Source organism: Streptomyces sp. NBC_01537, assembly GCF_045040445.1.
Taxonomy (GTDB): Bacteria; Actinomycetota; Actinomycetes; order Streptomycetales; family Streptomycetaceae; genus Actinacidiphila.
This window is the reverse complement of sequence record NZ_CP109392.1, coordinates 8041953-8068122: the sequence shown is the minus strand read 5'-3', so window position 1 is coordinate 8068122 and position 26170 is coordinate 8041953. Positions and strand designations below refer to the sequence as shown.

Annotated in this window: 20 protein-coding genes; 14 read left to right on the top strand and 6 right to left on the bottom strand. The window is 71.9% G+C overall.

Annotated features, from left to right (window positions below; all coding sequences use genetic code 11):
* Positions 1-46 precede the first annotated feature (46 nt).
* Together OG607_RS37075 and OG607_RS37070 are read right to left on the bottom strand one after the other, a co-directional pair.
* Entirely contained in the window at positions 47-2278 is a 2232-nt protein-coding gene (locus OG607_RS37075; RefSeq protein ID WP_405733147.1) for a molybdopterin oxidoreductase family protein, read from the bottom strand.
* Positions 2279-2344: 66 nt separating this feature from the next.
* Positions 2345-3001, bottom strand: coding sequence for a TetR/AcrR family transcriptional regulator (locus OG607_RS37070; protein ID WP_405733144.1), 657 nt, complete (start codon positions 2999-3001; stop codon positions 2345-2347).
* 42 nt (positions 3002-3043) lie between these two features.
* On the opposite strand from OG607_RS37070, the gene hmgA reads away from it, so the two are divergent.
* From hmgA to OG607_RS37055, 3 genes are read left to right on the top strand one after another with little or no spacing between them, the layout of a single operon-like run.
* Complete coding sequence (hmgA, locus tag OG607_RS37065; RefSeq protein ID WP_405733141.1) at positions 3044-4327, top strand: homogentisate 1,2-dioxygenase; 1284 nt, start codon at positions 3044-3046, stop codon at positions 4325-4327.
* On the top strand, positions 4305-5063 hold the full coding sequence (locus tag OG607_RS37060; protein WP_405733138.1) for a GntR family transcriptional regulator: 759 nt from the start codon (positions 4305-4307) through the stop codon (positions 5061-5063). Before hmgA ends, OG607_RS37060 begins: the two co-directional genes overlap by 23 nt.
* A 13-nt stretch (positions 5064-5076) precedes the next feature.
* The gene (locus OG607_RS37055; RefSeq protein ID WP_405733135.1) at positions 5077-6213 is read left to right on the top strand and encodes a type ISP restriction/modification enzyme; all 1137 of its coding nucleotides are present in this window, start codon (positions 5077-5079) and stop codon (positions 6211-6213) included.
* A 623-nt stretch (positions 6214-6836) separates the two neighbouring features.
* On the opposite strand, the gene OG607_RS37050 is transcribed toward OG607_RS37055, so the two are convergent.
* The 3 genes from OG607_RS37050 to OG607_RS37040 form a co-directional block, all read right to left on the bottom strand.
* Complete coding sequence (locus OG607_RS37050) at positions 6837-7100, bottom strand: hypothetical protein (RefSeq protein ID WP_405733132.1); 264 nt, start codon at positions 7098-7100, stop codon at positions 6837-6839.
* Positions 7101-7189: 89 nt separating this feature from the next.
* Positions 7190-8011: an anti-sigma factor gene (locus OG607_RS37045; RefSeq protein ID WP_405733129.1), complete on the bottom strand. Its 822-nt coding sequence runs from the start codon at positions 8009-8011 to the stop codon at positions 7190-7192.
* Positions 8008-8562, bottom strand: coding sequence for a sigma-70 family RNA polymerase sigma factor (locus tag OG607_RS37040; protein ID WP_329322335.1), 555 nt, complete (start codon positions 8560-8562; stop codon positions 8008-8010). The genes OG607_RS37045 and OG607_RS37040 overlap by 4 nt, the downstream gene beginning before the upstream one ends.
* A 198-nt stretch (positions 8563-8760) precedes the next feature.
* Here OG607_RS37040 and OG607_RS37035 point away from each other — a divergent pair, with 198 nt between their 5' ends.
* The 4 genes from OG607_RS37035 to OG607_RS37020 all read left to right on the top strand — a co-directional run bounded on the left by OG607_RS37035 (position 8761) and on the right by OG607_RS37020 (position 15459).
* A complete protein-coding gene (locus tag OG607_RS37035) occupies positions 8761-10314 on the top strand; it encodes a DUF4331 domain-containing protein (protein WP_405733126.1) in 1554 nt (517 codons plus the stop codon).
* Positions 10315-10588: 274 nt separating this feature from the next.
* Positions 10589-11887, top strand: a complete 1299-nt coding sequence (locus tag OG607_RS37030; protein ID WP_405737298.1) for a tetratricopeptide repeat protein — start codon at positions 10589-10591, stop codon at positions 11885-11887.
* Positions 11888-12047: 160 nt separating this feature from the next.
* Entirely contained in the window at positions 12048-13718 is a 1671-nt protein-coding gene (locus OG607_RS37025; RefSeq protein ID WP_405733124.1) for a nickel transporter, read from the top strand.
* Positions 13719-13830: 112 nt separating this feature from the next.
* Complete coding sequence (locus OG607_RS37020) at positions 13831-15459, top strand: serine/threonine-protein kinase (protein WP_405733121.1); 1629 nt, start codon at positions 13831-13833, stop codon at positions 15457-15459.
* Positions 15460-15487: 28 nt separating this feature from the next.
* Here OG607_RS37020 and OG607_RS37015 read toward each other — a convergent pair whose 3' ends face one another.
* Positions 15488-16279 (bottom strand): SGNH/GDSL hydrolase family protein, encoded by a 792-nt coding sequence (locus OG607_RS37015; RefSeq protein WP_405733118.1) that lies wholly within the window; start codon positions 16277-16279, stop codon positions 15488-15490.
* A 278-nt stretch (positions 16280-16557) separates the two neighbouring features.
* Here OG607_RS37015 and OG607_RS37010 point away from each other — a divergent pair, with 278 nt between their 5' ends.
* From OG607_RS37010 to OG607_RS36980, 7 genes are all read left to right on the top strand, one after another.
* Positions 16558-17766 carry a S8 family peptidase gene (locus OG607_RS37010; protein WP_405733116.1) on the top strand — a complete coding sequence of 403 codons (1209 nt, stop codon included), beginning with the start codon at positions 16558-16560 and terminating at the stop codon, positions 17764-17766.
* A gap of 222 nt (positions 17767-17988) precedes the next feature.
* Complete coding sequence (locus tag OG607_RS37005) at positions 17989-18309, top strand: hypothetical protein (protein WP_405733113.1); 321 nt, start codon at positions 17989-17991, stop codon at positions 18307-18309.
* Between the two features lie 50 nt (positions 18310-18359).
* Complete coding sequence (locus OG607_RS37000) at positions 18360-19457, top strand: GNAT family N-acetyltransferase (protein ID WP_405737295.1); 1098 nt, start codon at positions 18360-18362, stop codon at positions 19455-19457.
* 413 nt (positions 19458-19870) lie between these two features.
* Entirely contained in the window at positions 19871-20638 is a 768-nt protein-coding gene (locus OG607_RS36995; protein WP_405733110.1) for a glycosyltransferase family 2 protein, read from the top strand.
* Positions 20635-21720: a glycosyltransferase family 2 protein gene (locus tag OG607_RS36990; protein ID WP_405733107.1), complete on the top strand. Its 1086-nt coding sequence runs from the start codon at positions 20635-20637 to the stop codon at positions 21718-21720. The genes OG607_RS36995 and OG607_RS36990 overlap by 4 nt, the downstream gene beginning before the upstream one ends.
* Entirely contained in the window at positions 21701-22531 is an 831-nt protein-coding gene (locus tag OG607_RS36985) for a polysaccharide deacetylase family protein (RefSeq protein WP_405733104.1), read from the top strand. The genes OG607_RS36990 and OG607_RS36985 overlap by 20 nt, the downstream gene beginning before the upstream one ends.
* Positions 22524-26123, top strand: coding sequence for a lipopolysaccharide biosynthesis protein (locus tag OG607_RS36980; protein WP_405733101.1), 3600 nt, complete (start codon positions 22524-22526; stop codon positions 26121-26123). Before OG607_RS36985 ends, OG607_RS36980 begins: the two co-directional genes overlap by 8 nt.
* Positions 26124-26170 lie beyond the last annotated feature (47 nt).

The window sequence follows — 26170 nt, the reverse complement described above, 5'->3', positions numbered from 1 at the left end:
CACCGTACTCGCGGTTACACGGCGCCCTTTTCGCCTACCTCTTCGCCTACCTCGCGGCGGCGACCTGAACCGGGAAGCCGTTCAGCACGGCCGTCCCCGACAGGGGGTCGAGCCGGGTCCCGTCGAGCAGTTGGTTGACGTTGACGCCGGGGGTGCGGGAGGCCACACCGAGCCGGGTGCCGGACTGGCCGTGGCCCCAGCCGTGCGGGAGGGAGACGACGCCGGGGCGGACGGAGTCGGTGATCTCGACGGGCACTTCGACCTCGCCGCCGTCACCCTTGACGCGGGCGAGGGCGGAGTCGGCGAGGCCGAGTCGGGAGGCGTCGGCGGGATGGATCTGGAGGGTGCAGGTGTTGGTGCCGCCGGTGAGGGCGGGGACGTTGTGCATCCAGCTGTTGTTGGAGCGCAGATGGCGGCGGCCGATGAGGACGAAGCCGTCGACGGTGCGGCCGAGGGAGCGCAGCAGGCGCGGGACGTCCGCCGTGACCGGGGCCGGGGCGAGCTCGACCTTACCGGAGGCGGTGCGCAGGGCTTCGGGGATGCGGGGCTTGAGGGCGCCCAGGTCGATGCCGTGCGGGGCGGCCTTGAGGCTCGCGAGAGTGAGGCCGTCCGGGTTGGCGCCGAAGGCGTCGCCGTACGGGCCGAGGCGGAGCATCAGGTCGAGGCGGCGCTCGTAGCCGGTGTCGCCGGTGATCAGTGCGGCCAGTTCGGAGGGCTCGCGTCCGGCGACCGGGGAGCCGGGGTCGGCGGTCTCCTTGGCGAGGGTGGCGGAGATGACCTGCTCGTCGACCATGGCCGGGTCGGCGTCGGGTCCGGCGCCGTAGAGCATCATCACCAGCCGCGCGAGAATCTCGGGCTCGCCGGGGTGGCCGTCGGGAAGGGGGACGGCGGGCGGGGAGTAGCGGGCGTTGTCGCGTACGGAGAAGTTGCCGAAGGCGAAGTCGAAGTGGGCGCCCTGGGAGGGCGGGGGCGGCGGGAGGACGACGTCGGCGTGCCGGGAGGTCTCGTTGAGGTAGGGGTCGACGCTGACCATGAAGTCGATGTCCTCGAGCGCGCGGGAGAGGCGTTCGCCGTCGGGGGCGGACAGGACCGGGTTGCCGGCGATGGTCAGCAGGGCGCGGACCCGGCCGGCGCCCGGGGTGTCGATCTCCTCGGCGAGGGCGGCGGTGGGCAGCTCGGAGACGGTCTCGGGGTAGCCGGAGACCCGGCTGCGCCAGCGGCCGGTGACGAAGCCCCGGCCGGGCTTGGGGGGACGGGGTGCCCGGGCGGTGGGCGCCAGCGGGAACATCACGCCGCCCGGCCGGTCCAGGTTGCCGGTGAGGGTGTTGACGACGTCGATGAGCCAGCTGCTGAGGGTGCCGAATTCGACGGTCGTGCTGCCGATGCGGCCGTAGACGGCGGCGGAGGGCGCGGCGGCGATCTCCCGGGCGAGGGCGCGGATGTCGTCGGCGGGTACGTCGCAGTGGGCGGCGACCGCTTCGGGGCTGAAGCCGGCGGCGAGGGTGCGGACCTCGTCGACGCCGGTGACGTGCTCCGCCAGGCCGCCCAGGTCCACCAGGTTCTCCGCGAAGAGCACCTGCACGATCGCGAAGAGCAGCGCCCCGTCCGTGCCCGGCCGGGGCGCGATGTGGCGGTCGGCCAGTTCGGCGGTGCGGGTGCGCTTGGGGTCGATGACGGTGAGCCGGCCGCCGCGCTTGCGCAGGGCCTTGAGCTTGCCGGGGAAGTCGGCGGCGGTGGCCAGGCTGCCGTTGGAGACCAGGGGGTTGGCACCGATGATGACCAGGTGGTCGGTGCGGTCCAGGTCGGGGACGGGGATCGCGAAGGCGTGGCCGAACATGTAGCCGCAGGCGACCTGCTTGGGCATCTGGTCCAGCGTGCTGGCGGCGTAGATGTTGCGGGTGCCCAGCGCCTTGATGATCAGCGGCGGGTAGAGGCCGCCGGCGACCGTGTGGACGTTGGGATTGCCGAGGTAGACGGCGACCGATTCCCCGCCGTGCTCCTGGATCACCGCGCCGAGGCCGGCCGCCACGGCCGCGTACGCCTCCGCCCAGGTCGCCTCGACGAGCTTGCCGGCGCGGCGGACCAGGGGGCCGGTGAGGCGGTCGGGGTCGGAGTCGAGCTCGCCGAAGGTGGCGCCCTTGGGGCAGATGAAGCCCTTGCTGAAGACGTCCTCGCGGTCGCCGCGGGTGCGGGTGACCCGGCCGCCGTCCTCGATGGTCAGGGTGAGACCGCAGGTGGCCTCGCACAGGGGGCAGATACGTAGGGCGGTGTGGCTCATCGGCTCTCCTGGGGAGCGGCGACCTCGGCGTCGTGAGACCCACCATACCGACCGGTACGGATGCTGTCAGGCGTCCAGGATCCGGGCGAGATATGCGTTCAGCAGTTCCTTGGTCTCGGTGATGACCAGCGGGTCCCCCGCCGGGTCCGTACGGAAGGCGAGCTGGAGCAGGGCGTCGGCGGCCTCGACGCCGACCACGAAGGTCAGGGCCAGCTGCTGGTCGTCGGGGTCGAGGGAGAGGTGGCGCGCGATCAGGACGTGCAGGCGCTCGGCGACGCGGTGGTTGGCGGCACCCTGGGCGCCGGGGACGGGGATGCCGAAGTCGACGAGGGCGAAGCCGGGGACGGTGCGCTTCATGGCGGCGTACTCGTCGACGAGCAGGGCGATGGCCGGCCGCCAGCCGGCGCCGCCGGTGGCGACGAGCCGGGCGGAGACCCTGCGGACGTACTCGTCGAGATTGCGGAGGGCCAGGGCGTCGGCCATGTCCCGCTTGTTGGAGAAGAAACGGTAGACGGAGCCGATGGGAACGCCCGCACGAATGGCGACGGTGCGGGTGCTCAGCTCCTCGTATCCGGCTTCGTCGAGGAGTTCGGCGGCGGCGTCGAGGATACGGCCGAGGCGCTCGGCGCTGCGTCGCTGGACAGGGGCACGGCGGAGTCCGGTGGTGGCTGGCACCGCCCCATCATATTGACGTCCGCCGGACTCATTCCTATGGTCAAGCATAGGAATGAGCAGGAACCGGCCCGGCGACCCAGGGAGCCCGCAATGCCCAAGGAACTCCCCTACTCCCCCGGCTTCGGCAACGAACACCTCAGCGAGGCCGTCCCGGGCGCCCTCCCCACCGGCCGGAACTCGCCGCAGCGCGCACCCATGGGCCTGTACGCCGAGCAGCTCAGCGGCACCGCCTTCACCGAGCCCCGGCACGTCAACCGCCGCACCTGGCTCTACCGGATCCGCCCTTCCGCCGCACACCCGCCATTCCGCCGCATCGGGAACGGCCGCATGCGCAGCGCGCCTTTCCAGGACCTCGAACCCGATCCCAACCGGCTGCGCTGGGGCCCCCAGCCGCTGCCGGACTCCCCCACCGACTTCGTCGAGGGACTGACGACGATCGGCGGCAACGGAGACGTCATGCGCAGGCAGGGAATCGGCATCCACTGCTACGCCGCCAACCGCTCCATGGACGACCGGGTCTTCTCCAGCGCCGACGGCGAACTGCTCATCGTCCCCGAGCAGGGCGCACTGCTGCTCCGCACCGAGCTCGGCCTGCTCGACGTCGAGCCCGGGCACATCGCGATCGTCCCGCGCGGCATGCGCATGCGCGTCGAGCTGCGCCAGGACACCGCCCGGGGCTACGTCTGCGAGAACTACGGCCCGCCCCTGCGCCTGCCCGAGCTCGGCACCATCGGCGCCAACGGCCTCGCCAGTCCCCGGGACTTCCTGGCCCCGGTGGCCGCGTACGAGGACCGGGACGGCGAGCCCGTCGAGGTGATCAACAAGTTCGGCGGCAACCTGTGGGCGGCCACCTACGACCACTCGCCGCTCGATGTCGTCGCCTGGCACGGCACACACGTCCCGTACGTCTACGACCTGCGCCGCTTCAATGTGCTCGGCACGATCAGCCACGACCACCCGGATCCGTCGATCTTCACCGTGCTGACCGCCCCGGACGTCGACTTCGCCGTCTTCGCCCCGCGCTGGCTGGTCGGCGAGGACACCTTCCGGCCGCCGTACTTCCACCGCAACGTGATGAGCGAGTTCATGGGCCTCATCGAGGGCGCCTACGACGCGAAGGCCTCCGGCGAAGGGGGCTTCGTCCCGGGCGGCGCCTCCCTGCACAACATGATGTCGGCCCACGGGCCCGACCGGACCACCTTCGAGGCGGCCTCCGCCGCCGAACTGCGGCCGCAGAAGATCGACGACGGGCTGGCGTTCATGTTCGAGACGCGCTGGCCGGTCGTACCGACCGCGTACGCGATGGGCGCCGCGCACCTGCAGCCCGGCTACGACGACGTATGGAGTGGCCTTGAGCGGCTTTTTCGCCCCTGACTCCCTGGTCCTGAACCGCAAACTGCCGCTGTGGTACCAGGTCTCGCAGTCCCTGCGCGCCTCCATACTCGGCCGCCCCGCCAGCGCGCCCCTGCGGCTGCCCACCGAGGACACCCTCGCCGGGCACTACGGGGTCAGCGTCCTGACCATGCGCCAGGCCCTCAAGGAGCTCGAGACCGAGGGCCTGATCAGCCGGCACCGGCGGCATGGCACCTTCATCGAACCGGCCGCCCTGCGCGGTGCCCCCGTACGCCTGCTCGGCTCCGTCGACGCGATCGTCGCCCAGCAGTCCGGCGAGCGTGCGACCCTGCTGGGCCCCGGGCCGGCGACCGTCCCCGTTCCCGCCGAGCTGGCCGAGCACTTCCCCGGCACTGCCGAGGTCGTCCGCTACCGGCGGCTGCGCTTCGACGAGGCCGGCGAGCCGGTCAACTGGGCGGAGAACCACGTACTCCCCGAGCTGGCCGACCGGATCGACGTCACGGACCTGGAGTCCTGGCCGATGGTGAAGGTCCTGCGGGACCGCGTCGGCGTACGGATCAGCCGCATCACCGACACCGTCGAGGCCCGGCTCGCCCAGCCGGAGACCGCGGCCCTGCTGCGGGTTCCGCTGCTGAGCCCGATCCTGCACTACACGGGCATCGTCTACGACGAGTCCGGGCGGGTGGTGGATGTGGCGCGGATCCGCTACCGCGGGGACCGCTTCTCCTTCACGGTCACGATGGAAGCGCCCGGCTAGGGCCTGGCCTAACATGCGGGTGGTGGGGAACCCGTCATCGCTGCCGCTGAGCCTGGCCGACATCATGCCGTGGGCCGTCCCGCCGCTCCGGCTCGGGCGCGGCTGGATCGTCGCCCCCGAAGCCGCCACGCTCCGCGCCCGCTGGGACCGCCTCGTCCGCGCCGAACCCGGCGAGCGCGATGCGCTCTTCGAGCCGACCCGCTCGCGCTCCCTGCGCAGCGCCGTCGCCCAGCTCCCCGGCCATCCCGCCCCGGCCGGGCGGCTCCTGTCGGAGTCCGGGCCCTGCCCCGAGCCCGTACGGGTGGCTGCCGGCGGGCCCTTCGACCGGCAGTGGCTGATACCCGACCCCCGCCTGATCGACGCGGCCCGGCCCGAGCTCTGGCGTGTCGCCGACGACACCCGGCAGCTCTACGCGATCGAGCAGCCCGAGGGCTTCGCCTACACCGCGCTTCTCCCTGCCGGGCTCCCGGGGCGGATCCGGCCGCTCTACCGGCGCCCGGGCGGCCTCGACCCCAATCTCGCGCCCGGCCTGCTCGATCACCTCAGCCGACGGCTCGGGGTGCCGGTGGCTCCGGAGGACGTACTGGCCTGGACGGCCGTCTTCGGGGTGGCCGACGTCGTACTGACAGCGGATCCCGGGTTGTGGGCAGAGGGTGTGGCCCTCGGCCGCAATGTCCTGTGGCTCCACACGTACGGCGCGCGCTGCGGCACCGGCCAGCCGCGGATGCCGGGCGGCCAACGGCCCTACGTCCGGGCCGCGATCCCCGACCGACCGGCTTCCGCCGACTACGACCCCGAGGAACAGGCCCTCCGCCTCGGCACCGGCGTCGTCTCCCCCGTTCCGCCGTCCGCCTGGCCCGCCCTCGAATCCTGGTGCGGGCGGCGCCTCGCGCCGGACTGGCCGGGCCCTCCGGGCTGGCCGCGCTCCCGGACGTCGGAGCTGCTTGAACTTGTCACCGTGGTCGCCCTCCTCGACGCGCTCACCGCCCAGCGCGGCGCGCTTGCCGCGCGGGCCTGCGGCGCCGAGCCCATCGGCGCCGACGAGCTCCGGGCGGCGGGCGTCCTGCCCGTCCCGGGCGCTGCGCGGCGGCCCGCGTCCGTCCTGGACTTCCACGAGGAGGGGCCCGACGGGCAGTTCGCCCTCCTCTGACCTTCCGGGGGGCGCCCCCGGACCCCTGAACGCCCTTCGGGCGTGTCCTCAAGCGCCGGACGGGCTGGGTTGGCCGTTGTGCGCCTGCTGTTGTCGTGCGGTCGGGGCCGCCTGCCGGGACTGCGTCCTCAGCGCTCGCGACTCGGGTCGACCTGGTTCGTGCCCGGGATCCTCGCTCGTCGCTTCCGGGCGCATCCCTCCACCGTCCCCTTCGGCCGGTTCGCGGCCACCGGCCGGCGGGGGTACGGGTCCTCAGGCCCGGACGGGCTGAAGATGCCCGTCCGGCCGGGCGGGGGCGGTGGAGGGGTTCTCCCGCAGGCGACGAGCGAGGATCCCGGACGCGGACAAGCAAGTACCAGAGTCGCGAGCGCCGAGGAGAGAGACCCCGGCAGGCGCCCCCAACCCCACGGCCAACCCAGCCCGTCCGGCGATTGAGGACGGAACCCCCAACCACGGCCGGGGGCACCGAAACCGCACCGGTGCAGGCGGCACCGTCCGCGCGGCTGACGCAAGCATGACAGGTCCGGACGATCACACCGACGCGCCGACGCGGGACGCGGCGCGGTGCCGGGACGGTGGGATCGTCCGAACCTGTCAGAAAGCGGAGCGGAGGGCGTCGGGGGTCAGCGGCGGCTGCCGAAGATGGAGCGGCGCAGCCGCCGCAGGGGCGCGAAGAGCGAGACGCGGGCACCGCGGCTGGCCTTGGTGCGCGTGTGGTCGCGGGCGGTGAGCTCGCGCATCAGCAGCGTGGCTTCCTCCGTCTCGCGCTGCGGCAGGGCGGGGCCGGCCAGTATCGCGAGATGACGGTCGACACGCGCGCTGGACGCACTGCTTCCGCAGTTGATGGCAGGCACTCGTGGCCTGCTCCGCATTGCTATCTGTTCCATGACACTCCCCACCCGTTCGAGGGCACCCGGCACTGGGCACAGTAACCCTATCGCCTGGCGCCGTCACCCGCGCATCTCCTGCCCCGGATTCACCTCTGAGTCAAGGCTGTTGACGCGATATTGCCCGTTTCCCGCACCACCAGGGCGAGTTGGGCGACGGGCGTGGTAGTCGGACTCTTGGATCCGCCATCCGGCTCAAGGGTCACCGCAAATGCCGTGGATCGGGCATTCAGTGCGGTAGCGACCACCGGACCGCCACCGTCGGGCAGCAGGCCGGCGGAGCGGACCGAGGAGGACGACTCGCCCATCAGCCACAGCTGGTAGACCTTCCCGGCCGGCGCGGCGGGCAGTCCGTGGGTGGTGACCACCGCCCGGTGCAGGGAGGTGGAGACGACCGCCGTGATGCCCCGGCCCTGCGCGTCGGTGCCGGTGCGGGCGGCGGCGTCGGGAGCGGCGAGCACCTGGTTGACGGCGGCGGCGGCCGTGCGCTCGCGGTCCAGTTCGGCGCTCGTACGCTGGTACAGCACGCCCAGCATGACGGCGGCCCCGAGGCAGAAGGCGGCCGCGACGGCGGTCAGCCGGAGCCTGGGCCTGACGCCGCGCGACCTGGGACGGGCGGCGGCGGGACGGGCCGCAGCCCGTACGTCAGCAGGGCGCGCGGCGGGGCGGGCCCCCGCCGTGGCCTGTTCCTGGGCGGTCATGCGCGCCACCGTCAGCACCCGGGCCCGCATCTGCGGTGGCGCGGGGGCGGCGGCGGCACGGCCGAGCCGTACGGTGTCGATGCTGAGCATCCGCACCTCGTAGGCGCAGGGCTCACAGCGGTTCAGGTGCCGCTCGAAGCGGCGTAGTTCCTTCGGCTCCAGCGCGTCGAGCGCGTAGGCCGCGGCCAGTTCATGGATCCGGCGCCTCATGCCGCGCTCCCCAGGCATTCGCGCAGCCGGGTGAGGCCGTCGCGCATCCGTGTCTTGACGGTGCCGAGCGGTACGGACAGACGGTTCGCGACCTCGCGATAGGTGTAGCCGTCGTAGTACGCCAGCGTGACCGACTGCCGTTGCAGATCGGTGAGCCGCTCCAGACAGCGGAGCAGCCATTCTCGTTCGAGGGTGCCTTCGACCGCTTCGGTGACCTGGTCGAAGGCGGGGCCGTCGGACTGCCGCCCGACCTTCAGCTCCCGTTCGGTGGCCGCGCGCGCCGACCGCACGCGGTCGACGGCCCTGCGGTGGGCGAAGGTCAGTATCCAGGAGAGGGCGGTGCCGCGCTCCGGGTCGAAACGGGGGGCGCTGCGCCAGACGTCGAGCAGGGCTTCCTGCGCGACCTCCTCGGATTGCGCCGGGTCCCGCAGCACCCGTCGCACCAGCCCGTACACGGGTCCTGACACCAGGTTGTACAGCTCCTCAAAGGCTTGATGATCGCCACGACCTACCAACGGCAGCAGCCGGTCGGCCTCTTGGCTGTCCCTGATGTCCTTGCGAACCACGTGCACTCCGTCTCCTCCCTTTGCGGCGTGGTCATTGTCCCGACAACAGCCATTCGGAGCGAGGTATCTGAACGGATTGCTCAACTCGCTGAACTTCTTACCAATCCGCCGACGTATGGCTTCCGAACAACCTCGTGAGCGCTTCGCCACAGGGCGGGCACCTCAAGCCGAAGGACCGACGCGATGACCGCAGACATCAGGAGCAAGCTCAACCCGTTGCTCGGAGGACGGAGGAGGGTTGCCCTGTTCACCGCGGGCGCGCTGGCCGCCGGGGGGATCGCGACGGCGGGTGTCGCCGCCCTCCAGCCCGGGACGGCAGCCGCCTCCAGCCACCGCGAGGCCCCGCTGATCTCGGGGCAGCCGCAGTTCGACAACACGGACCTGTACGCGTTCCAGAGCCCGGACAAGAAGGACACGACCACGATCGTGGCCAACTACATCCCCTTCGAGGACCCGGCGGGCGGGCCGAACTTCTACCAGTTCTCCGACCAGGCCCAGTACGACATCCACATCGACAACGACGGCGACGCGCGGGACGACTACATCTACCGCTGGACCTTCAAGACCCACATCCGCAACAAGAAGTCGTTCCTGTACAACACCGGCGTGGTCACCAGCCTCGACGACCCGGACCTCAACGTCTTCCAGACGTACGACGTCGACCTGTTCAAGCTGAAGAAGGGCTACGTCGAGAAGAAGACCCGGATCGCCAAGAACATCACGGCCGCCCCCTCCAACGTCGGCAAGGCGTCGATGCCCTACTACTCGACGCTGCGCAAGCAGGCCATCAAGGGCATCAGCGGCGAGAGCTCCGTCTTCGCGGGCCAGGCCGACGACCCGTTCTTCGCGGACCTGCGGGTCTTCGACCTGCTGTACGGCGGCGACCTGTCCGAGGTCGGCGACGACACCCTCAAGGGCTACAACGTCAACACCCTGGCCATCCAGGTGCCGACGAAGTACATCCGCGAGTCCTCGAAGCAGCCGATCATCGGCATCCACGCGACCACCCAGCGGCTCAACTCCAGCGGGCACTACGTCCAGGTCTCGCGGCTCGGCAACCCGCTGGTCAACGAGGTCGTCAACCCGCTCAAGGACAAGGACAAGTTCAACGCGTCCGACCCCTATGACGACGGGCAGTTCCTGAAGAACGTCACCAACCCCGAGCTGCCGAAGCTCATCGAGGGCATCTTCAAGATCAAGGCGCCCTCCGAGCCCCGCAAGGACCTGGTGTCGGTCTTCCTGACCGGCGTCAAGGGCCTCAACCAGCCGCCGTACGTGCGCGCTGCGGAGGAACTGCGGCTCAACACCTCGATCAAGCCCACTGCCAAGCCGAAGCGGCTCGGCGTCCTGGACGGCGACAACCAGGGCTTCCCCAACGGGCGGCGGCTGACGGACGACGTGCTGGACATCTCGCTCCAGGCCGTCGAGGGCGAGCTGGTCGGCAGCCCGAACGACCTCGGTGACGCGGTGGACGCCAACGACAAGTCGTTCGAGAAGCACTTCCCCTACGTGGCGAACCCGGCCGCCGGCTCGGACGGGCCGCTGGCGAAGGGCGTCAGCACCAAGTCCGGCACCAACGTGCTCAACGGCGGCGCCGGGCTCATCTCCGGCGACGACAACACCGTGCTCATCGCCTCCGGAATCTCCGGCGCGGCCGGTGTGGCGCTCATCGCCGGCGGACTGGTGTGGTGGCGTTCGCGCCGCAGCCCGCGCGGCCGCCGCGCGCTGCGCTACTGACCGCCTGTCCCTGACCCTCACGGGTCCTTGACCCGGCGGCGGCCGTGGAAACCCTGACTCCCCCCACCACGGCCGCCGCCCTCCCCGACGGCTCGGCCGCCCCCGCTCCCCCCGGGCGGCCGGGCCGCCTGCCCGGCAGCCCGAGCCACCGAACTTCCGAACTCCTGAAACCCGAAAGGCGTACGCGATGCCCGCCTCCGCGCAGACCGTGACGGCAGAGCCCGTGACCGAGACACCCCGGCCCCGATGGCGCCGCAGGCTCGGCACCGCCGCCATGGTCGTGGCACTCGCGGTGGCGCTCACCGCCGGGGCGATCGCGATCGGCGACAGCGGGGAGCCCTCGGGCGCCACCCACGTCGTGACCGCCGCCGACGCCCCGCTGGAGCGGCTGGCCAACGCCGACATCGCGGACGTCATCGCCGCCCTCCAGGCACACCTGCGCGCGGAACCCAAGGACGCGGCCGGCTGGTCGACCCTCGGCGCCGCCTACGTGGAGCAGGCCCGCACCAATGGCGACCCGACCCGCTATCCCCAGGCCGAGGAGGCGTTCGACCGCTCCATGACGATCCAGCGCAACGACAACGACGCCGCCCTCGCCGGCCGCGCCGCCCTCGCCGCCGCCCGCCACGACTTCCCCACGGCCCTGCGCAACGCCGACCGCGCCCTCGCCATCAACCCCTACAGCGAGCGCGCCCTGGCCATCCGCATCGACGCCCTCGTCGAACTCGGCCGCTACGACGACGCCTTCGGCGCCGCGAAGCACGCCGACGCCCTGAAGCCCGGCATCCCGATCTTCACCCGGTACGCCTACGTCCTCGAACTGCGCGGCGACCCCGCCGGCGCCCGGCGCGTCCTCGAACAGGCCCTCGGCTCCGCCGTCTCCCCCGGCGACATCGCCTACGTCACCACCGCGCTCGGCCAGCTCGCCTGGACCCAGGGCCAGTACGCCACCGCGATGCAGCGCTTCAACGCCGCGCTGAAGTCCTCGCCCTCCTACATTCCCGCCCTCGACGGCCGCGGCCGCACCTACGCCGCCCAGGGCGACCTCGACGACGCCGCCAAGGACCTGGCCGAGGTCGTACGCCGCTACCCGCTTCCCTCGCAGCTCGCCGCCCTCGGCGAGGTCTACGAGGCCAAGGGCGACCGCAAGCGCGCCCTGCAGCAGTACCGGGTCGTCACCACCTGGATCGAGCTCGCCCGTGCGAACGGTGTCGCCACCGACCTCGACACCGCCCTCGTCGCCGCCGACCACGGCGACCGCGAGGAGGCCCTCAACGCCGCCCGCGCCGAATGGCAGCGCCGCCACAGCGTCCACACAGCCGACGCCCTCGCCTGGGCCCTGCACGTCAACGGCCACGACAAGGAAGCCCTCGGCTACGCGAAGGCCGCTGCCGCGCCCGGCTACCGCAACGCGCTCTTCATGTACCACCGCGGCATGATCGAGCGCGCGCTCGGCGACCGCACGGCGGCTCGCACCTCGCTCAGCGCGGCCCTGAAGCTCAACCCCGGCTTCTCGCCCACCTCTTCCCGTACCGCGAAGGCCGCGCTCGCCGCGCTGGACGGTGCGAAGTGAGGGCGGCCACCATCCAGCCCGTCCGGCGTTTGAGGACACGCCCGCAGGGCGTTCGGGGTCCAGGGGCGGAGCCCCTGGTTCGGGAAGGGGCGGGGTGGGGGGCACTCATCGCCCACCGGACCCGCAGCCGCCAGCACACCGCAACCAAGGGGGACCGGCCATGACCAGCCGCAGGACAACCGTCGCCAAGGCCGCCGCCGTGCTGGTCGCGGCCGTGGCCGCCGTGGTGCTGCCCGCCGCGACCGCGCAGGCGCATCCGCTCGGCAACTTCACGGTCAACCGCTACGACGGCCTCGTCGCGGCGGCGAGCCAGCTCCGCGTGGACCACGTGGAGGACCTCGCGGAGATCCCGGCCGCGCAGGCGAAGCCGGACATCGACAAGGACGAGAACGACAAGCTCGCGCCGGCCGAGTTGAAGGCCTGGGCGGGCAGCCGCTGCGCCGCGGCGGCGCAGGGCGCGCGGCTGACGGTCAACGGCACGGCCGAGCCGCTCACGGTGAAGTCCGCGAGCGCCTCCGTACGCCCGGGGCAGGCGAGCCTGCCGACGCTGCGCGTGGAGTGCCGGCTGACGGCGGCGCTGCCGAGCAACGCGGCGGCCGCGATCGCGTTCCGCCCGGCGGACATCGGCACGGGCCCGGGCTGGCGGGAGATCACCGCACGCGGCGACCGGCGGACGCTGACCCGCTCGGACGCGCCGGAGGAGTCGGTCTCGCACCGGCTGACGTCGTATCCGAAGGACCTGCTGTCATCGCCGGCGAACGAGCGCACGGCGGCGCTGAGCACCAAGCCGGGCGGACCGGCCCTGTCGGCCTCTTCCGATGACGCACCGGCAGCCGCGTCCGTGCTGCCGCGCGGCACGGACCGCTGGACGCAGGCGCTCACGGGGCTCGTGGCCCGCCACGACCTGACCCTCGGCTTCGCCGCGCTGGCGTTCGGCGCGGCGCTGGTGCTGGGCGCGATGCACGCGCTCGCGCCGGGGCACGGCAAGACACTGATGGCCGCGGCGGCAGCGGCGGGCGGCCGCAGCTCGCGACGCGACATGTTCGCGCTGGGCGCGTCGGTGACTGTTACGCACACGATGGGCGTGTTCGCGCTGGGCCTGCTGGTGACGGCGGGTTCGGCGGCGGCACCGTCGGTGATCGGCTGGCTCGGCATCGCGAGCGGCCTGCTGGTGACCTTCGCGGGGGCGACGCTGCTGCGCCGGGCGTGGCGGCTGCGCGGACAGCACGGACACAGCCACGACCACGGGCACGGGCACGGGCACGACCACGGGCACAGCCACGACCATGGCCACGGGCATTCGCACGGCACCGGTCACACCCACCAGGAGCCCGAACACGGCCACGGGCACGACCACGCGCTGACCGCCGCCCCCACAGCCGTACTCGTCGCCGAACGGCCCGAGCCCGAGCCCGAGGCCGAAACACACCCGCACCCGCACCCCCACCCGCACCCCCACCACCATCACCACCACCCCACCGCCCGCCCGACGCTGCGCGGCACGATCCTGCTCGGCTTCGCCGGCGGCATGGTGCCGAGTCCGTCGGCCGTGGTCGTGCTCGTGGGGGCGGCGGCACTGGGGCAGGCGTGGTTCGGGTTCCTGCTGGTGCTGGCGTACGGGGCGGGGCTGGCGCTGACGCTGACGGCGGCGGGGTTCGCGGTCGTACGGCTCGGGAAGCTGGCGGGGCGGGCGCAGATGTTGAACAGCGGCACACGCGCCGGCCGGCTGGCGGCGATCGCGCAGCGCGTGGCGCCGCTGGGGACGGCGGGCATCGTGCTCGCGCTGGGCTGCGGGCTGGTGCTCAGGGGCGCGATCGCCATGCTGGGCTGATCCACCGGCAACCGGACAGCCCCCAAGACGATTCAGGACTAATGGGGCCGTTGAGGGGGAAGTTCGGTCATGCTGGGCGGCGACACCGGCGACGGGATGGGGGAGTTCGCCAATGACGGAACGAGTCGTGGCAGGGCGCTACCGGCTGCTGAGCGAGCTGGGCCGTGGCGGCATGGGCGTGGTGTGGCGGGCCCGCGACGAGGTTCTGGGCCGCGAGGTCGCGGTGAAGGAGGTACGCGCTCCGGCCGGGCTCGACGAGGCCTCCGTACGGCAGTTGTACGCGCGCCTTGAGCAGGAAGGCCGGGCGGCGGCCCGGGTGGACCACCCGAACGTGGTCACCGTGTACGACGTGGCGATGGCGGAGGGCCATCCCTGGATCGTGATGGAGCTCGTACGCGGCCTGGCCCTCTCCGACGTCCTGGAGGCCGACGGGCCGGTGTCCCCGCGCCGGGCCGCCGAGATCGGCGGCCGGGTGCTGGCGGCCCTGCGGGTCGCGCACGAACGCGGGGTGCTGCACCGGGATGTGAAGCCCGGCAACGTGCTGATCGGCAATGACGGCCGCATCGTGCTCACCGACTTCGGCATCGCCGCCATCGAGGGCACGTCCGCCATCACCCGTACCGGGGAGGTCGTCGGCTCGCCCGAATACCTGTCCCCGGAGCGGGCGCTGGGACGGGCGGCGGGGCCGGAGTCGGACCTGTGGTCGCTGGGGGTGCTGCTGTACACGGCGGTGGAGGGCGGTTCGCCGTTCCGCCGCACGACGGCGCTGAGCACACTGCGGGCGGTCGTGGACGAGCCGCTGCCCGCGCCGCAGCGGGCCGGACCGCTGGCGCCGGTGATCGAGGGGCTGTTGCGCAAGGAACCGGCCGAGCGGCTGGACGGCGCCGATGCCCAGCGGATGCTGGACGCGGTGGCTGCGGGCCGGACCCCGTACACGCCGACGATCGCCGGGCCGCCCTCGCCGTCGTTGTCGCCGTCGCCGCCCGCCACGGCCCCGTACGCGGCACCGACGGCGCCGACACCCTTCCCCTCCACGGTCACCGACCGTGTCCCGCATCCACGCCGGGCCGCCGTCGCCATCGCCGCCGGTGCTCTCGCGCTCGCCCTGGCGGCGGGCGGGGTCGCCTGGGCGCTGCTCGACGACGGGGGCGGCGGCTCGACGGACAACGGCAACAGCGCCACTTCCAGCGGCGGCGGTGTGACGTCCTCCGGGTCCTCCGGGGCCTCCGAAGGCTCGACCGCCGGCAGCAGCACCACAGCCGGAACGGCCGGCTCGTCGTCCGCCGGCACCACCGCCGGAAGCAGCAGCGCCGGTACGACCGGCTCGGCCTCCTCACCGGCCGCGCTCACGGTCACCGTCGAGGTCTCGGCCGTACGCAACGCCTACACCGGCACGTGCCCGCCCCCGGAGGCGAACGCCCCGTCCTTCTCCGCCGTCATCACGGTCAGCCGCACCCCGGCCACCGTCACCTACCACTGGCGCACCGCCAACGGCGGCAGTTCCGACCCCGAGTGGAAGACCGTCGGCTTCCCCCACGGCGGCGCGAGGAGCCGGACCGTCACCCACACCGAGCTCTCCTACCCGGCGGATTACGGCACCGCCGCCGACTGGATCGCCGTGGACGTCAAGGAGCCGGCGTCCCTCCAGTCCAACCGCGTGCCGTTCACGGTGACCTGCGAGTCACCGTCTCCCAGCGATGGCGGTACGACCGGCGGAACGACCGGCTCCCCGACGGCCTGACGGCCTGTCGGCCTGGTGGCCCGGCGGGCTACGCCGCTGCCGTGAACACCGGCAGGTAGCCGCCGGACTGGCCTGCGGCGGTGGGGTGGTAGGACTCGTAGATCGGCAGCGTCACGCTGTGCAGCCAAGCCGAGCCGGAGCACAGCTCGTGGCCGGTGAAGGTGCCGCGTACGTCACCGAATGTGAAGCCGTGGTCGGCGGCGCGCTTGGCGGTGATGGTGTCGAGGAGGTCGGCGGCGGCGTTGATGGCGGAGCGCTTGGTCTCGCTGAGGCCGATGCAGAGGGTGCCGAGCTTGTAGAAGTGGGGGTAACCGAGAACCACCACACGGGCGTTGGGCGCCTTCGCGGCGATGGCGTTGTAGACGGCGTCGAGGCGGGCGGGGAGGGTGTCGGTGGCGTAGGCGCGGGCGGTGTTGATGCGGCTGACGCAGGTGGCGGTGGTGGAGGTGACGCAGGTGGTCATGACGTCGGAGAAGCCGGCGTCGTTGCCGCCAACGCTGATGCTGACCAGACCGGTGGCGCTGGTGAGCGAGCCGAGCTGATTGTTGATCACGTCGGTCGTCTTCGCACCGGAACAGGCCGCGAAAGAGAACCCGGACGGAGTATGCGCGGCAGCCCAGAGCTGGGGGTACGCCTTGCTGCTGCGGTAGCAGGTGCCGCTGGCGCTGTCGTAGCTTCCGCTGCCGACGCCGGCGGAGTACGAGTCGCCGAGGGCCGCGTAGACGGGGCCCGCGGCGTGTGCCGAACCCGCACCGATCAGGGCGAGAGTGGCGGTAAGGAACAGCGCGGATGCGGCTGACAGGAATCGGGACAGTCTCATGAAACCTCCCTTAGCAGGATCTCTGCCGCATCTGTCGTACCAAGCGGTAACCGATTCGGGAAGTGTGCATGCCAAATTTCAAGAACATGACAGGGCTATGACATCCACTCAAGACCCTTGTCCTATGGGGGTGGTTGGGCGAATCTTTAGCAAGCCAAGGGCAAGGGAGAACCAAATCCTGACCCTTGGTCACTTGCGCGACCCCGCGCACAACACCCCCCCACGAGCGCGCACGCACCACACACAGCGCGCCACCGATCGAGGAGGACTCCCTCGCGATGGCAGTGATGCGTACAACCAGGCGGCGCCTTGCCGCAGTTATCGCCGCTACGGCCGCGGCCGCCGCACTCGGCGTCGGCACCACCCTCCCCGCCCACGCGGCGCCGGCGCTGGGCACGGTCCTGCACGCCGGGTCGGCCGACGCGGTGCCGGGCAGCTACATCGTCACCCTGAAGAAGACCGCGGGCTTCAAGTCGACGTCCTCGCAGGGCAAGGCGCTGATATCCGGGTACGGCGGCACGGTGAAGAAGACCTTCAAGACCGCCCTGAACGGCTACGCCGCCAAGCTCACGGCCACCCAGGCCAAGCGGCTGGCCGCCAACCCGTCCGTCGCCTATGTCGAACAGGATCAGGTGGTCCACGCCGACGCGACCCAGTCGAGCGCCCCCTGGGGCCTGGACCGGATCGACCAGGCGAGCCTGCCGCTGAGCGGCACGTACACCTACCCGGACACCGCCGGCAGCGGTGTGACGGCCTACGTGATCGACACGGGCGTGCGCATCACGCACTCCCAGATCAGCGGCCGGGCCAGCTACGGCTACGACTTCATCGACGGCGACAGCACCGCGCAGGACGGCAACGGCCACGGCACTCACGTCGCCACGACCATCGCCGGAACCACCTACGGTGTCGCCAAGGCGGCGAAGATCGTCGCAGTCCGGGTGCTCAACAACAGCGGCTCCGGGACCACGGCGGGCGTCGTCTCGGGCATCGAGTGGGTGACCAACAACCACACGAGCCCGGCCGTCGCCAACATGTCGCTGGGCGGCAGCGCCAGCACCTCGCTCGACACCGCGGTGGCCAACTCGATCGCCTCGGGCGTGACCTACGCGGTCGCGGCGGGCAACTCGTCCGCCAATGCGTCCAGCTACTCCCCCGCCCGGGTCGCCACCGCGATCACCGTCGGCGCGACCACCAGCGCCGACGCCAAGGCCAGCTACTCCAACTACGGCTCGACCCTGGACATCTTCGCCCCGGGCTCGTCGATCCTGGCGGGCTACAACACCAGCGACACGGCCACGGCGACCCTCTCGGGCACGTCGATGGCCACCCCCCACGTCGCCGGTGCCGCGGCCGTCTACCTGGCCGGCCACACCACCGCCACCCCGGCCGCCGTGGCCAGCGCCCTGGTCGCGGGAGCCGCGTCCAGCAAGCTGACCAGCGTCGGCACGGGCTCGCCGAACAAGCTCCTCCAGATCGTGTCGTAACGTCCGGTTCCGCACCACGACAAGCGGCCGTCGTCCTCCCGTGGACGGCGGCCGCTTGATTTCCCGCGTGGGCTGCGCGACGCTGAATCCCTGCATCCGGCGTTTTGGGGGGCAAAGTCGCCAATGCAACCAACGCGCAGACAATCACACAGACAGACGATCGGCAGGGAGTCCATCCCCCTGCTCGCCGGGGCCGCCGTCGGGGTCGGCGGAGTCGGCGCGGTGCTCGCGCTCGCGGACATCGCCTCGCCCGTACGGGCCCCGTTCACCTTTTTCTTCCTGCTCACCGCCCCGGGCGCCGCGCTCGCCGCCGCCCTGCGCAGCCTCGATCCACTGAGCCGGACCGTGATCGCGGCAGCCGGCGCCATCGTGGTGGACCTGCTGGTCGCCCAGGGAATGCTGGCGCTGCACATGTGGTCCGTACGCGGCGGGGTCGCCGTCGTCACAGCGCTGAGCGCGGTCCTGTTCCTGCTGCCGCTCCTGCAGCGGGCGTACAGCCGCAACGGGCCCGACGGGGCCGACGGGGGAAGGCGGGCTCCTTGACGGAGAGAGCGAACATGCGCATGAACAGCGGCAGCGTCCTCAACAACGGCATGCGCATCTCGGTTCACCGCCCGGGCGATCTCACCGCCGCCGACCGGGCGGCCTGGGCCGCGGTGCAGTCCCAGGCCGCCACCATGGGCAGCCCGCAGCTGGACAATCCCTTCCTCGCGCCGGAGTTCACGCTCGCCGTGGGCCGCCATCACCGCGGCGTACGGGTCGCGGTGATGCGCGAGGAGGGTGAGCCGGTCGCGTTCTTCCCCTTCCAGCGCACCGCCGCCGGTGTGGGCCGCGCGGTGGGGCTGGGGCTGTCGGACTGCCAGGGGCTGGTGCACCGGCCGGGCTTCCAGTGGGACGCCCGTGAACTGCTGCGCGCCTGCGGGCTGGCGGTGTGGGAGTTCGACCACCTCGTGGACGGCCAGAAACCGTTCGAGGAGGGCGCCGGTGGCTCGTTCCCGTCGCCCGTCATGGACGTGGAGCACGGCTATGAGGCGTATCTCGGCCAAATTCGCAGCCACTCCCCCAAATTCGTGCGCACCACCCTCGCCAAGGAGCGCAAACTCGGCCGCGACCTCGGCGCGGTCCGCTATGTGCACGACGAGCGGGACCCGGCGGCGCTGCGCACCCTCATGGAGTGGAAGTCCGCCCAGTACCGAAGAACCGGGCGCAGCGACCGCTTCGCCCGGCCCTGGATCGTCGAGCTCGTGGAGCATCTCTTCCACTCGCGCAGCCCTTCCTTCGCGGGGCTGCTGTCGGTGCTCTACGCGGACGGACACCCGGTCGCCGCGCACTTCGGCATGCGCACGCCGTCCGTCCTGGCGTGCTGGTTCCCCGCGTACGACCCGGCCTTCGCCAAGTACTCGCCGGGGCTGATCCTCCATCTGCGGATGGCGGAGGCGGCCGCCGCCGAGGGCATCGCGTACCTGGATCTGGGGCGCGGGGAGAAGGAGTACAAGGAGTCGCTCAAGACCCGCGATCTCGTGGTCTCCGAGGGCTGGGTGACCCGTCCGCACCCGGTCGCGCTCGGGCATCGCGCGCGGCGTGCGCCGGTGCGCGCGCTGCGCAACGCGGTGACGGCCCGGCCCCGGCTGCGGGAGCCCGCGGACCGGTTGCTGAAGCGTGTGGGGCGGTTGCGCGCCGGAGCGCGATAACGGACATTGACGTACAGGCAAGATCAATGCGACAACCTCGCACTAATTTAAGTCAAATGGTATTCAGTGCCACAGGTCTTGCCTTAGAGTCGCAATCATCAATACCGTCGTAATCCACCCGCAACGGTCCATCACAGTCAGCGGCTCAGGGGAGGGCCAGTCAGTCGCGATGGGACGGTGCGGGGCGCGGTAGGGGGGTACCGTGCTCGGCCACCAGGACCCGTGGCCGAGTCGCGAGCCGCGCGGCCAGTCACGCATGCCCACCCGCCTGAGCCGCCAGGAGCCGTATTCGTCATGCGTGCCACGCGTGACCACGACTTGGGTCAGGTGGGAAAACCCCCCTTTCGAACCGGACACACCACAGGACCGCCCGGGGGCGGGCGGTCCACCGGACGAGAGGGAAAAAAGGACTCATGAGCTCCTTTCTGCGCCCGGCAGTCACCGGGCAGGCTCCTACGGTGATGCCGATCCATTTCACCGAGGTGTCGGCACACTTGGCGATCGCGCCGCTGGTCAGCGTGGTCATCCCGGCGATGAACGAGGCGGCGAACCTGCCTCATGTCTTCGCCACACTGCCTTCCTGGATCCATGAAGTGGTGCTCGTCGACGGCCACTCCACCGATGACACGGTCAAGGTCGCGCGCGAACTGTGGCCGAAGGTGCGGGTCGTCGAGCAGACCGGGCGGGGCAAAGGCGATGCGCTGATCAGCGGATTCGCCGCCTGCACGGGCGAGATCATCGTCATGGTCGACGCCGACGGCTCCGCCGACGGCAACGAGATCGTCTCCTATGTCTCGGCCCTCGTCGCAGGTGCCGACTTCGCAAAAGGCTCCCGCTTCGCCAACGGCGGCGGCACGGACGACATGACCCCGATCCGCAAGCTCGGCAACCGCATGCTCTGCGCGACGGTCAACGCCAAGTTCGGGGCCCGCTACACCGACCTCTGCTACGGATACAACGCCTTCTGGAGGCACTGCCTGGACAAGATCACCCTGGACTGCACCGGTTTCGAGGTCGAGACCCTCATGAACATAAGAGTCGTCAAGGCGGGGCTCCGTGTGCAGGAGATCCCCAGCCACGAGTACGTACGGATCCACGGCGTCAGCAACCTGCGGGCGGTCCGGGACGGGCTGCGGGTGCTGCGGGTGATTCTCGGCGAGCGCCGCAAGGAGAAGCGGTGAGCGCGGAGCGCATCTCCGTGGTCATCTGCGTCTACACCGAGGACCGCTGGGACGACATCCTCGCCGCGGTGGCCTCGGTGCGGGCGCAGAGCCTGCCCGCACATGACGTCCTGCTCGTCGTCGACCACAATCCCGTGCTCCTGCGGCGCCTCGATGAACAGTACGGCGGCACGCATCGCATGCGCGTGCTCGCCAACGCCGGTCCCCGCGGCCTGTCCGCCGGCCGCAACACCGGCATCGCCGCCTGCGAGGGCGACATCGTCGCCTTCCTCGACGACGACGCCGTGGCCGAACGCGACTGGCTCCGCTGGTTCGCCGACGCCTACGCCGACCCGCTCGTCCTGGGCGTCGGCGGCCGCACCCGCCCCCTTTGGGCCTCCGGCCGCCGCCCCGCATGGTTCCCCGAGGAGTTCGACTGGGTCGTCGGAGCCTCCTACCGGGGCCAGCCGCCCGGACGTGCCCCCGTCCGCAATGTCCTGGGCGGCAACGCCTCCTTCCGTCGCATCGCCTTCGACATCGCCGGCGGCTTCGCCACCGGCATCGGACGCGACGGCGACCGCCGGCCCATGGGCTGCGAGGAGACGGAGTTCTGCATCCGCCTCACCCAGGCCAAGCCCGGCGCCGTGCTCCTGATCGACGACCGCGCCGTCATCTGGCACCGCGTCCCCGCCGAGCGGGAGGGTTACGGCTACTTCCGGAGCCGTTGCTACGCGGAAGGGCTGTCCAAGGCCCTCGTCACCCGGAGCGTGGGCGTCGACGCCGGCCTAGCTACCGAGCGCGCCTACGCCGCCCGCGTGCTCCCCCTCGGCGCCGCGCGCGCCCTGCGCGACGCGCTCCGGGGCCGCCCCGGCAGCCTCGGCCGCGCCGCCGCGATCGCCTCCGGCATCGCGGTGACTGCCACGGGCTACAGCGTCGCCCGCCTGCGCGGAGAGTCAGCCCGTCCGGCGTTTGAGGACACGCCCGAAGGGCGTTCGGGGGTCCAGGGGGCTTGCCCCCTGGTTTCGGGAAGGGGCGGGGTGGGGGAATCCCCGTCGGCCAGAAGCCCGCGGAAGGAGAGCCCTGATGACGCGGCACGGCAGTGAAAACCGCGTTCCGATCCTCATGTACCACGCCGTGGCCCAGGCCCCGCCCCGGGCGACGTATGGCCTGTCCGTCACCCCCGCCGCGTACGCGGAGCAGATGGCGCTGCTCGCGCAGAACGGCTTCACGCCGCTGACGGCCACGGCGCTGGCCGCCGCGTGGCGGGAGAGCCGCCCGCTCCCCCGAAGGCCCGTGCTGATCACGTTCGACGACGGATATGAGGGCGTGCACACGCACGCGCTGCCCGTCCTGCGCAAGCACGGCTTCGCGGCGACGCTGTTCGCGACGACGGGCTGGCTGCGCGGTGCGCATGAGGTGCAGAGCGGGGCCGCGCTGGACAGGATGCTCGACTGGGAGCAGGTGCGGGAGCTCGAGGCGGCGGGGGTGGAGATCGGCGGGCACAGCCACACCCATCCGGAGATGGACCAACTGACCGACGAGAGGCTGTGGTTCGAGGTGCTGCGCTGCAAGGAGATCCTGCGCGAGGAGCTCGGCGGCGGGGCGCCGCCCGTGTCGTTCGCGTATCCGTACGGCTATTCGGACCGCCGGGTGCGCAGGACCGTGCGGGCGGCCGGGTTCGGGGTGTCGCTGGCGGTGGGGAACGCCCTGGCGGCGCGCGGCCAGGGGCCGTACGCACTGGAGCGGGTGACGGTGCGGCGGAGCACCGGGGTCGAGGAGTTCGAGCGGATGGTGAGCGGCGGAGCCGGGGCCGTGGGGCGGAACTTCGCCGGGGACCGGGCGCTGACCAAGGGGTACGCCGTGGTGCGCAGAACCCGCCAGTGCCTGCGGAAGGTATCCGGGACCCGTGTCTGATACGACGACTCGCGAGCCGGCCACCACTGAGGAGGTGGTGAGGACAACAGGCGCGAACCACCTCTTCCGCAACGCGTACGCGCTGATGCTGAACACCGGCGTGTCGGCCGTCCTGGGCCTGGGCTACTGGCTGATCGCGGCCCGCTATTACACCGAGGACGCGGTCGGCCAGGGCTCGGCGGCGATCGCCGCGATGAAGTTCCTGGCCGGGCTGATGGCGGTGACGCTGACCGGGGCGCTGACCCGCTTCATCCCGGTGTCGGGGCGAAGAGCCGGGCTGCTGATCTTCCGGACGTACGCCGGGACTTCGGCGATCGTGGCCTTCGCGGCGGCGGTGTTCCTGCTGACGCTGGACTTCTGGGGGCCGTCGTACCGCTTTCTGCACGGGACTTCGCACGGCCTCGGGTTCATCGCGGCGGTGATCGGCTGGTCGCTGCTGACGCTGCAGGACGGGGTGCTGACGGGGCTGCGCAGCGCGCTGTGGGTGCCGGTCGGCAACACGATCTTCTCCGCGGCGAAGCTGGCGCTGCTGATCGCGATCGCGGCGGCGGTGCCGACGGCCGGGGTGTTCGTGTCCTGGGTGGCGGCGATCGCGCTGTCGGTGATCCCACTGGGCTGGCTGGTCTTCCGGCGGCTCGTGCCGCGGCACGTCGCCGCGACGGCCGGGCAGGGGGAGCCGCCGACGACGCGGGAGATGGGGCGGTTCGTCGCGGGCGACTCCACGGGGTCGCTGTTCGCGCTGGCGGTGGTGTACCTGGTGCCGGTGCTGGTCGCCTCGCAGATCAGCTCGGCGGACAACGCGTACTTCTACATCACGATGACGATCGGCGGCACGATCGACCTGCTCGCGATCAACATGGGCTCGTCGCTGACGGTCGAGGGCTCGCACGACCCCTCGCGCATCGCCGAGAACTGCCGGGCCGCGCTGCGCAGGATGGCCCGCATCATGGTGCCGATCGTGGTCTTCCTGCTGGCCTTCGCCCCGCACATCCTGGGCGTCTTCGGCAAGGGCTACGCGAGCGAGGGCGCGCCGCTGCTGCGGCTGCTGGCGCTGTGCTCGCTGACCCGGGTGCTGATCGAGGTCTTCTTCGGCGTGCTGCGCGCACAGAGCCGTACGGCGCTGCTCGCGCTGTTGCAGGGCGTGCTGTGCGTGCTGGTGCTCGGGCTGACGCTGGCCCTGCTGGGTCCGCTGGGCATCGTCGGGGCGGGCTGGGCGGAGCTGGGCAGCCTGGTCGTCATCGCGGCGATCTCGCTCGTCGGGCTGCGGCGTGTGATGGCCGCGCCCACGGCCCGGGTGCCGGCCCTGGCCGACGCTCCTCCCGCGGAGGAGCCCGATCCCGAGCCCGATCCCTGCGCCGCCGGTTCCGGCGACGACCTCGACGTCGTCTACGGCACCCGCTGGGCCAAGCGCGCCGCCGCCCTTGACCAGGACACGCTTCAGCTCGGCGTACGCCTCACCTTCGACCACCCCGAGCGGCGGCCTCCCGCCGCCCCGCCCACGCCTCCGCAGGGCGTGCCGCAGGCCATCGCCCCGGCCCCGCTCCCAGAGCGCGAGCCCGCGCCGGAGCCCGCGCCGGTGCCCGAGCCCTGGTCCCGCGTCCGGCCGCACTGGGCGCCGCTCGCCCTGTGGGCCCTGCTGGCCTGCGGACTGACCCTGTACTGGCTGCCGTTGCGCGGCATGGGCGACGCCCAGCTCGACGCCATGGACGGCCTCGGGCTGGTCTCCGTACTGCCGAAGGCGACCCTCGCCGGGGCCGCGCTGCTGGTGGCGGCCTTCGCGGGCGGGCTGTGGCTGCGCGCGCCACGTCCATGGCTGCTGCTCGCGGTGCTGCTGGCGACGGTGGTCTCGCTGCACAGCGTGCCCGCACTGCTGGAGGCGCAGCCCCGCTTCGCGACGGCATGGCAGCACGCCGGTTTCATCGACTACATCAACCGCACCGGCATCGCCGCGCCCGACATGGACGCCCGCTTCTCCTGGCCCGGCTTCTTCGCCGCCGTCGCTTTCGCGGCACGCGCATGCGGCGTAACCGATCTGACGGATGTCCTGCGCTGGTGGCCCCTGACGATGCAACTGCTGTACCTGGCCCCGCTGATGCTGCTCCTGCGCGCGGTGCGGGCCGGCTGGCGGGCCAAGTGGTGCGCGGCCTGGTTCTTCGCGCTCAGCGGCTGGGTCGGGCAGGACTACTTCTCGCCCCAGTCCCTCAACTACCTGATCTACCTGATGTTCGTGGCCGTCCTGCTGGTCTGGTTCCGCTCCCCCCGCCCGCCCGGGGGCAAGCTCATCCCCGGCGAGGCCGAGGTCCGGATCGCGGGCCGCACCGACCGGGCGATCCTGCTGGCGCTGCTGGTCGGGCTGTTCGCCGCCTCCGTGGCCAGCCACCAGCTCACGCCGTTCATGATGCTCGGCGCCCTGACCCTGCTGGTGCTCGTACGCCGCTCCACGCTGCGCGGGCTGCCTATCCTGTGCGGCGTCCTGCTGGTCGGCTGGATCGGCTTCCTCGCCGAGCCCTACTGGTCCGGGCACTTCGACGAGCTCTTCGGCGGCGTCGGCTCACTCGGCGGAAACGTCTCCTCCAGCGTCTCCGGACGCATCGAGGGCGGCAGCAGCATCCACAAAATGGTGCTCTATGTACGCGTCCTCCTCGCCGCCGGCGTCATGTCCCTCGCCGCCTTCGGCTGGCTCCGGCGCCGCTGGGCCGGCATCAACGACCGCGCCCTCCTCGTCCTCCTCCTCGTCCCCTTCTGCGGCTTCGGCATGCAGTCCTACGGCGGCGAAATGGCGCTCCGCGTCTTCCTCTTCGCCCTCCCGGGCGCCGCCGCCCTCGCCGCCCTCGCCATCTTCCCCCGCACCTCCTCCGACCGCGGCCGCCTCGCTCCGCTGGCCGCCCTGCTGGCCGGCTGGGTCCTCATCGGCGGCTTCCTCGTCGCCCGCTGGGGCAACGAGTCCTTCGAGCGCGTCCGCACGGGCGAGGTCGCCGCGATGAACTACGTCTACGCACACGACGCCCCTTCGGCCCGCGTGCTGTGGCTCAGCAAGGACACCGTCGACGATGTCACCCCGAACATGCCGTGGAATGCCCGCGACATGGAGAAGGTGACCTATGTGCCAGTGCTCGCGCCCAGCGATCCGGTGCTGGTCAAGCCGCTCGTCGCGGCGCTCAAGGACGCCGGTCCGCAGTCGTACCTCATCGTGTCGCGCGGCCAGACCACCTATCTGCAGCTCGACGCGGGCTTCTCCCGGACCTGGCCCGACAAGCTGCTCGCCGCCCTGGACGCCAGGACCGATGTGCGGCGGGTGCTGGTGAACGAGGACGCGGCGGTCTACGAAATGCGCAGGCAGCCGAGCGACTGGCCCGTGCGCAAGCCGCAGCCCGAGCGGGTCTTCCCCGTCGTGACGTGGACGGCCTGGACGGTGGTGGGGGCCGTGGCCGGAGTCGCTCTGCTTCTGCTGCTCGCCGCGCGGGAGTTGGCCCGCGTCACGGTGCCGGCGGAGCGGCGCAGGCGCGGCATGCGGCTCTCACTGGCGGTCGCGGCTCCCCTGATGGTGGTGTTCCTGCTGGCGCTCGTCGACCGCTTCCTGACGCTGAGCTGAGCGGAGGAATGTCCCCCACCCCGCCCCTTCCCGAAACCAGGGGGCAA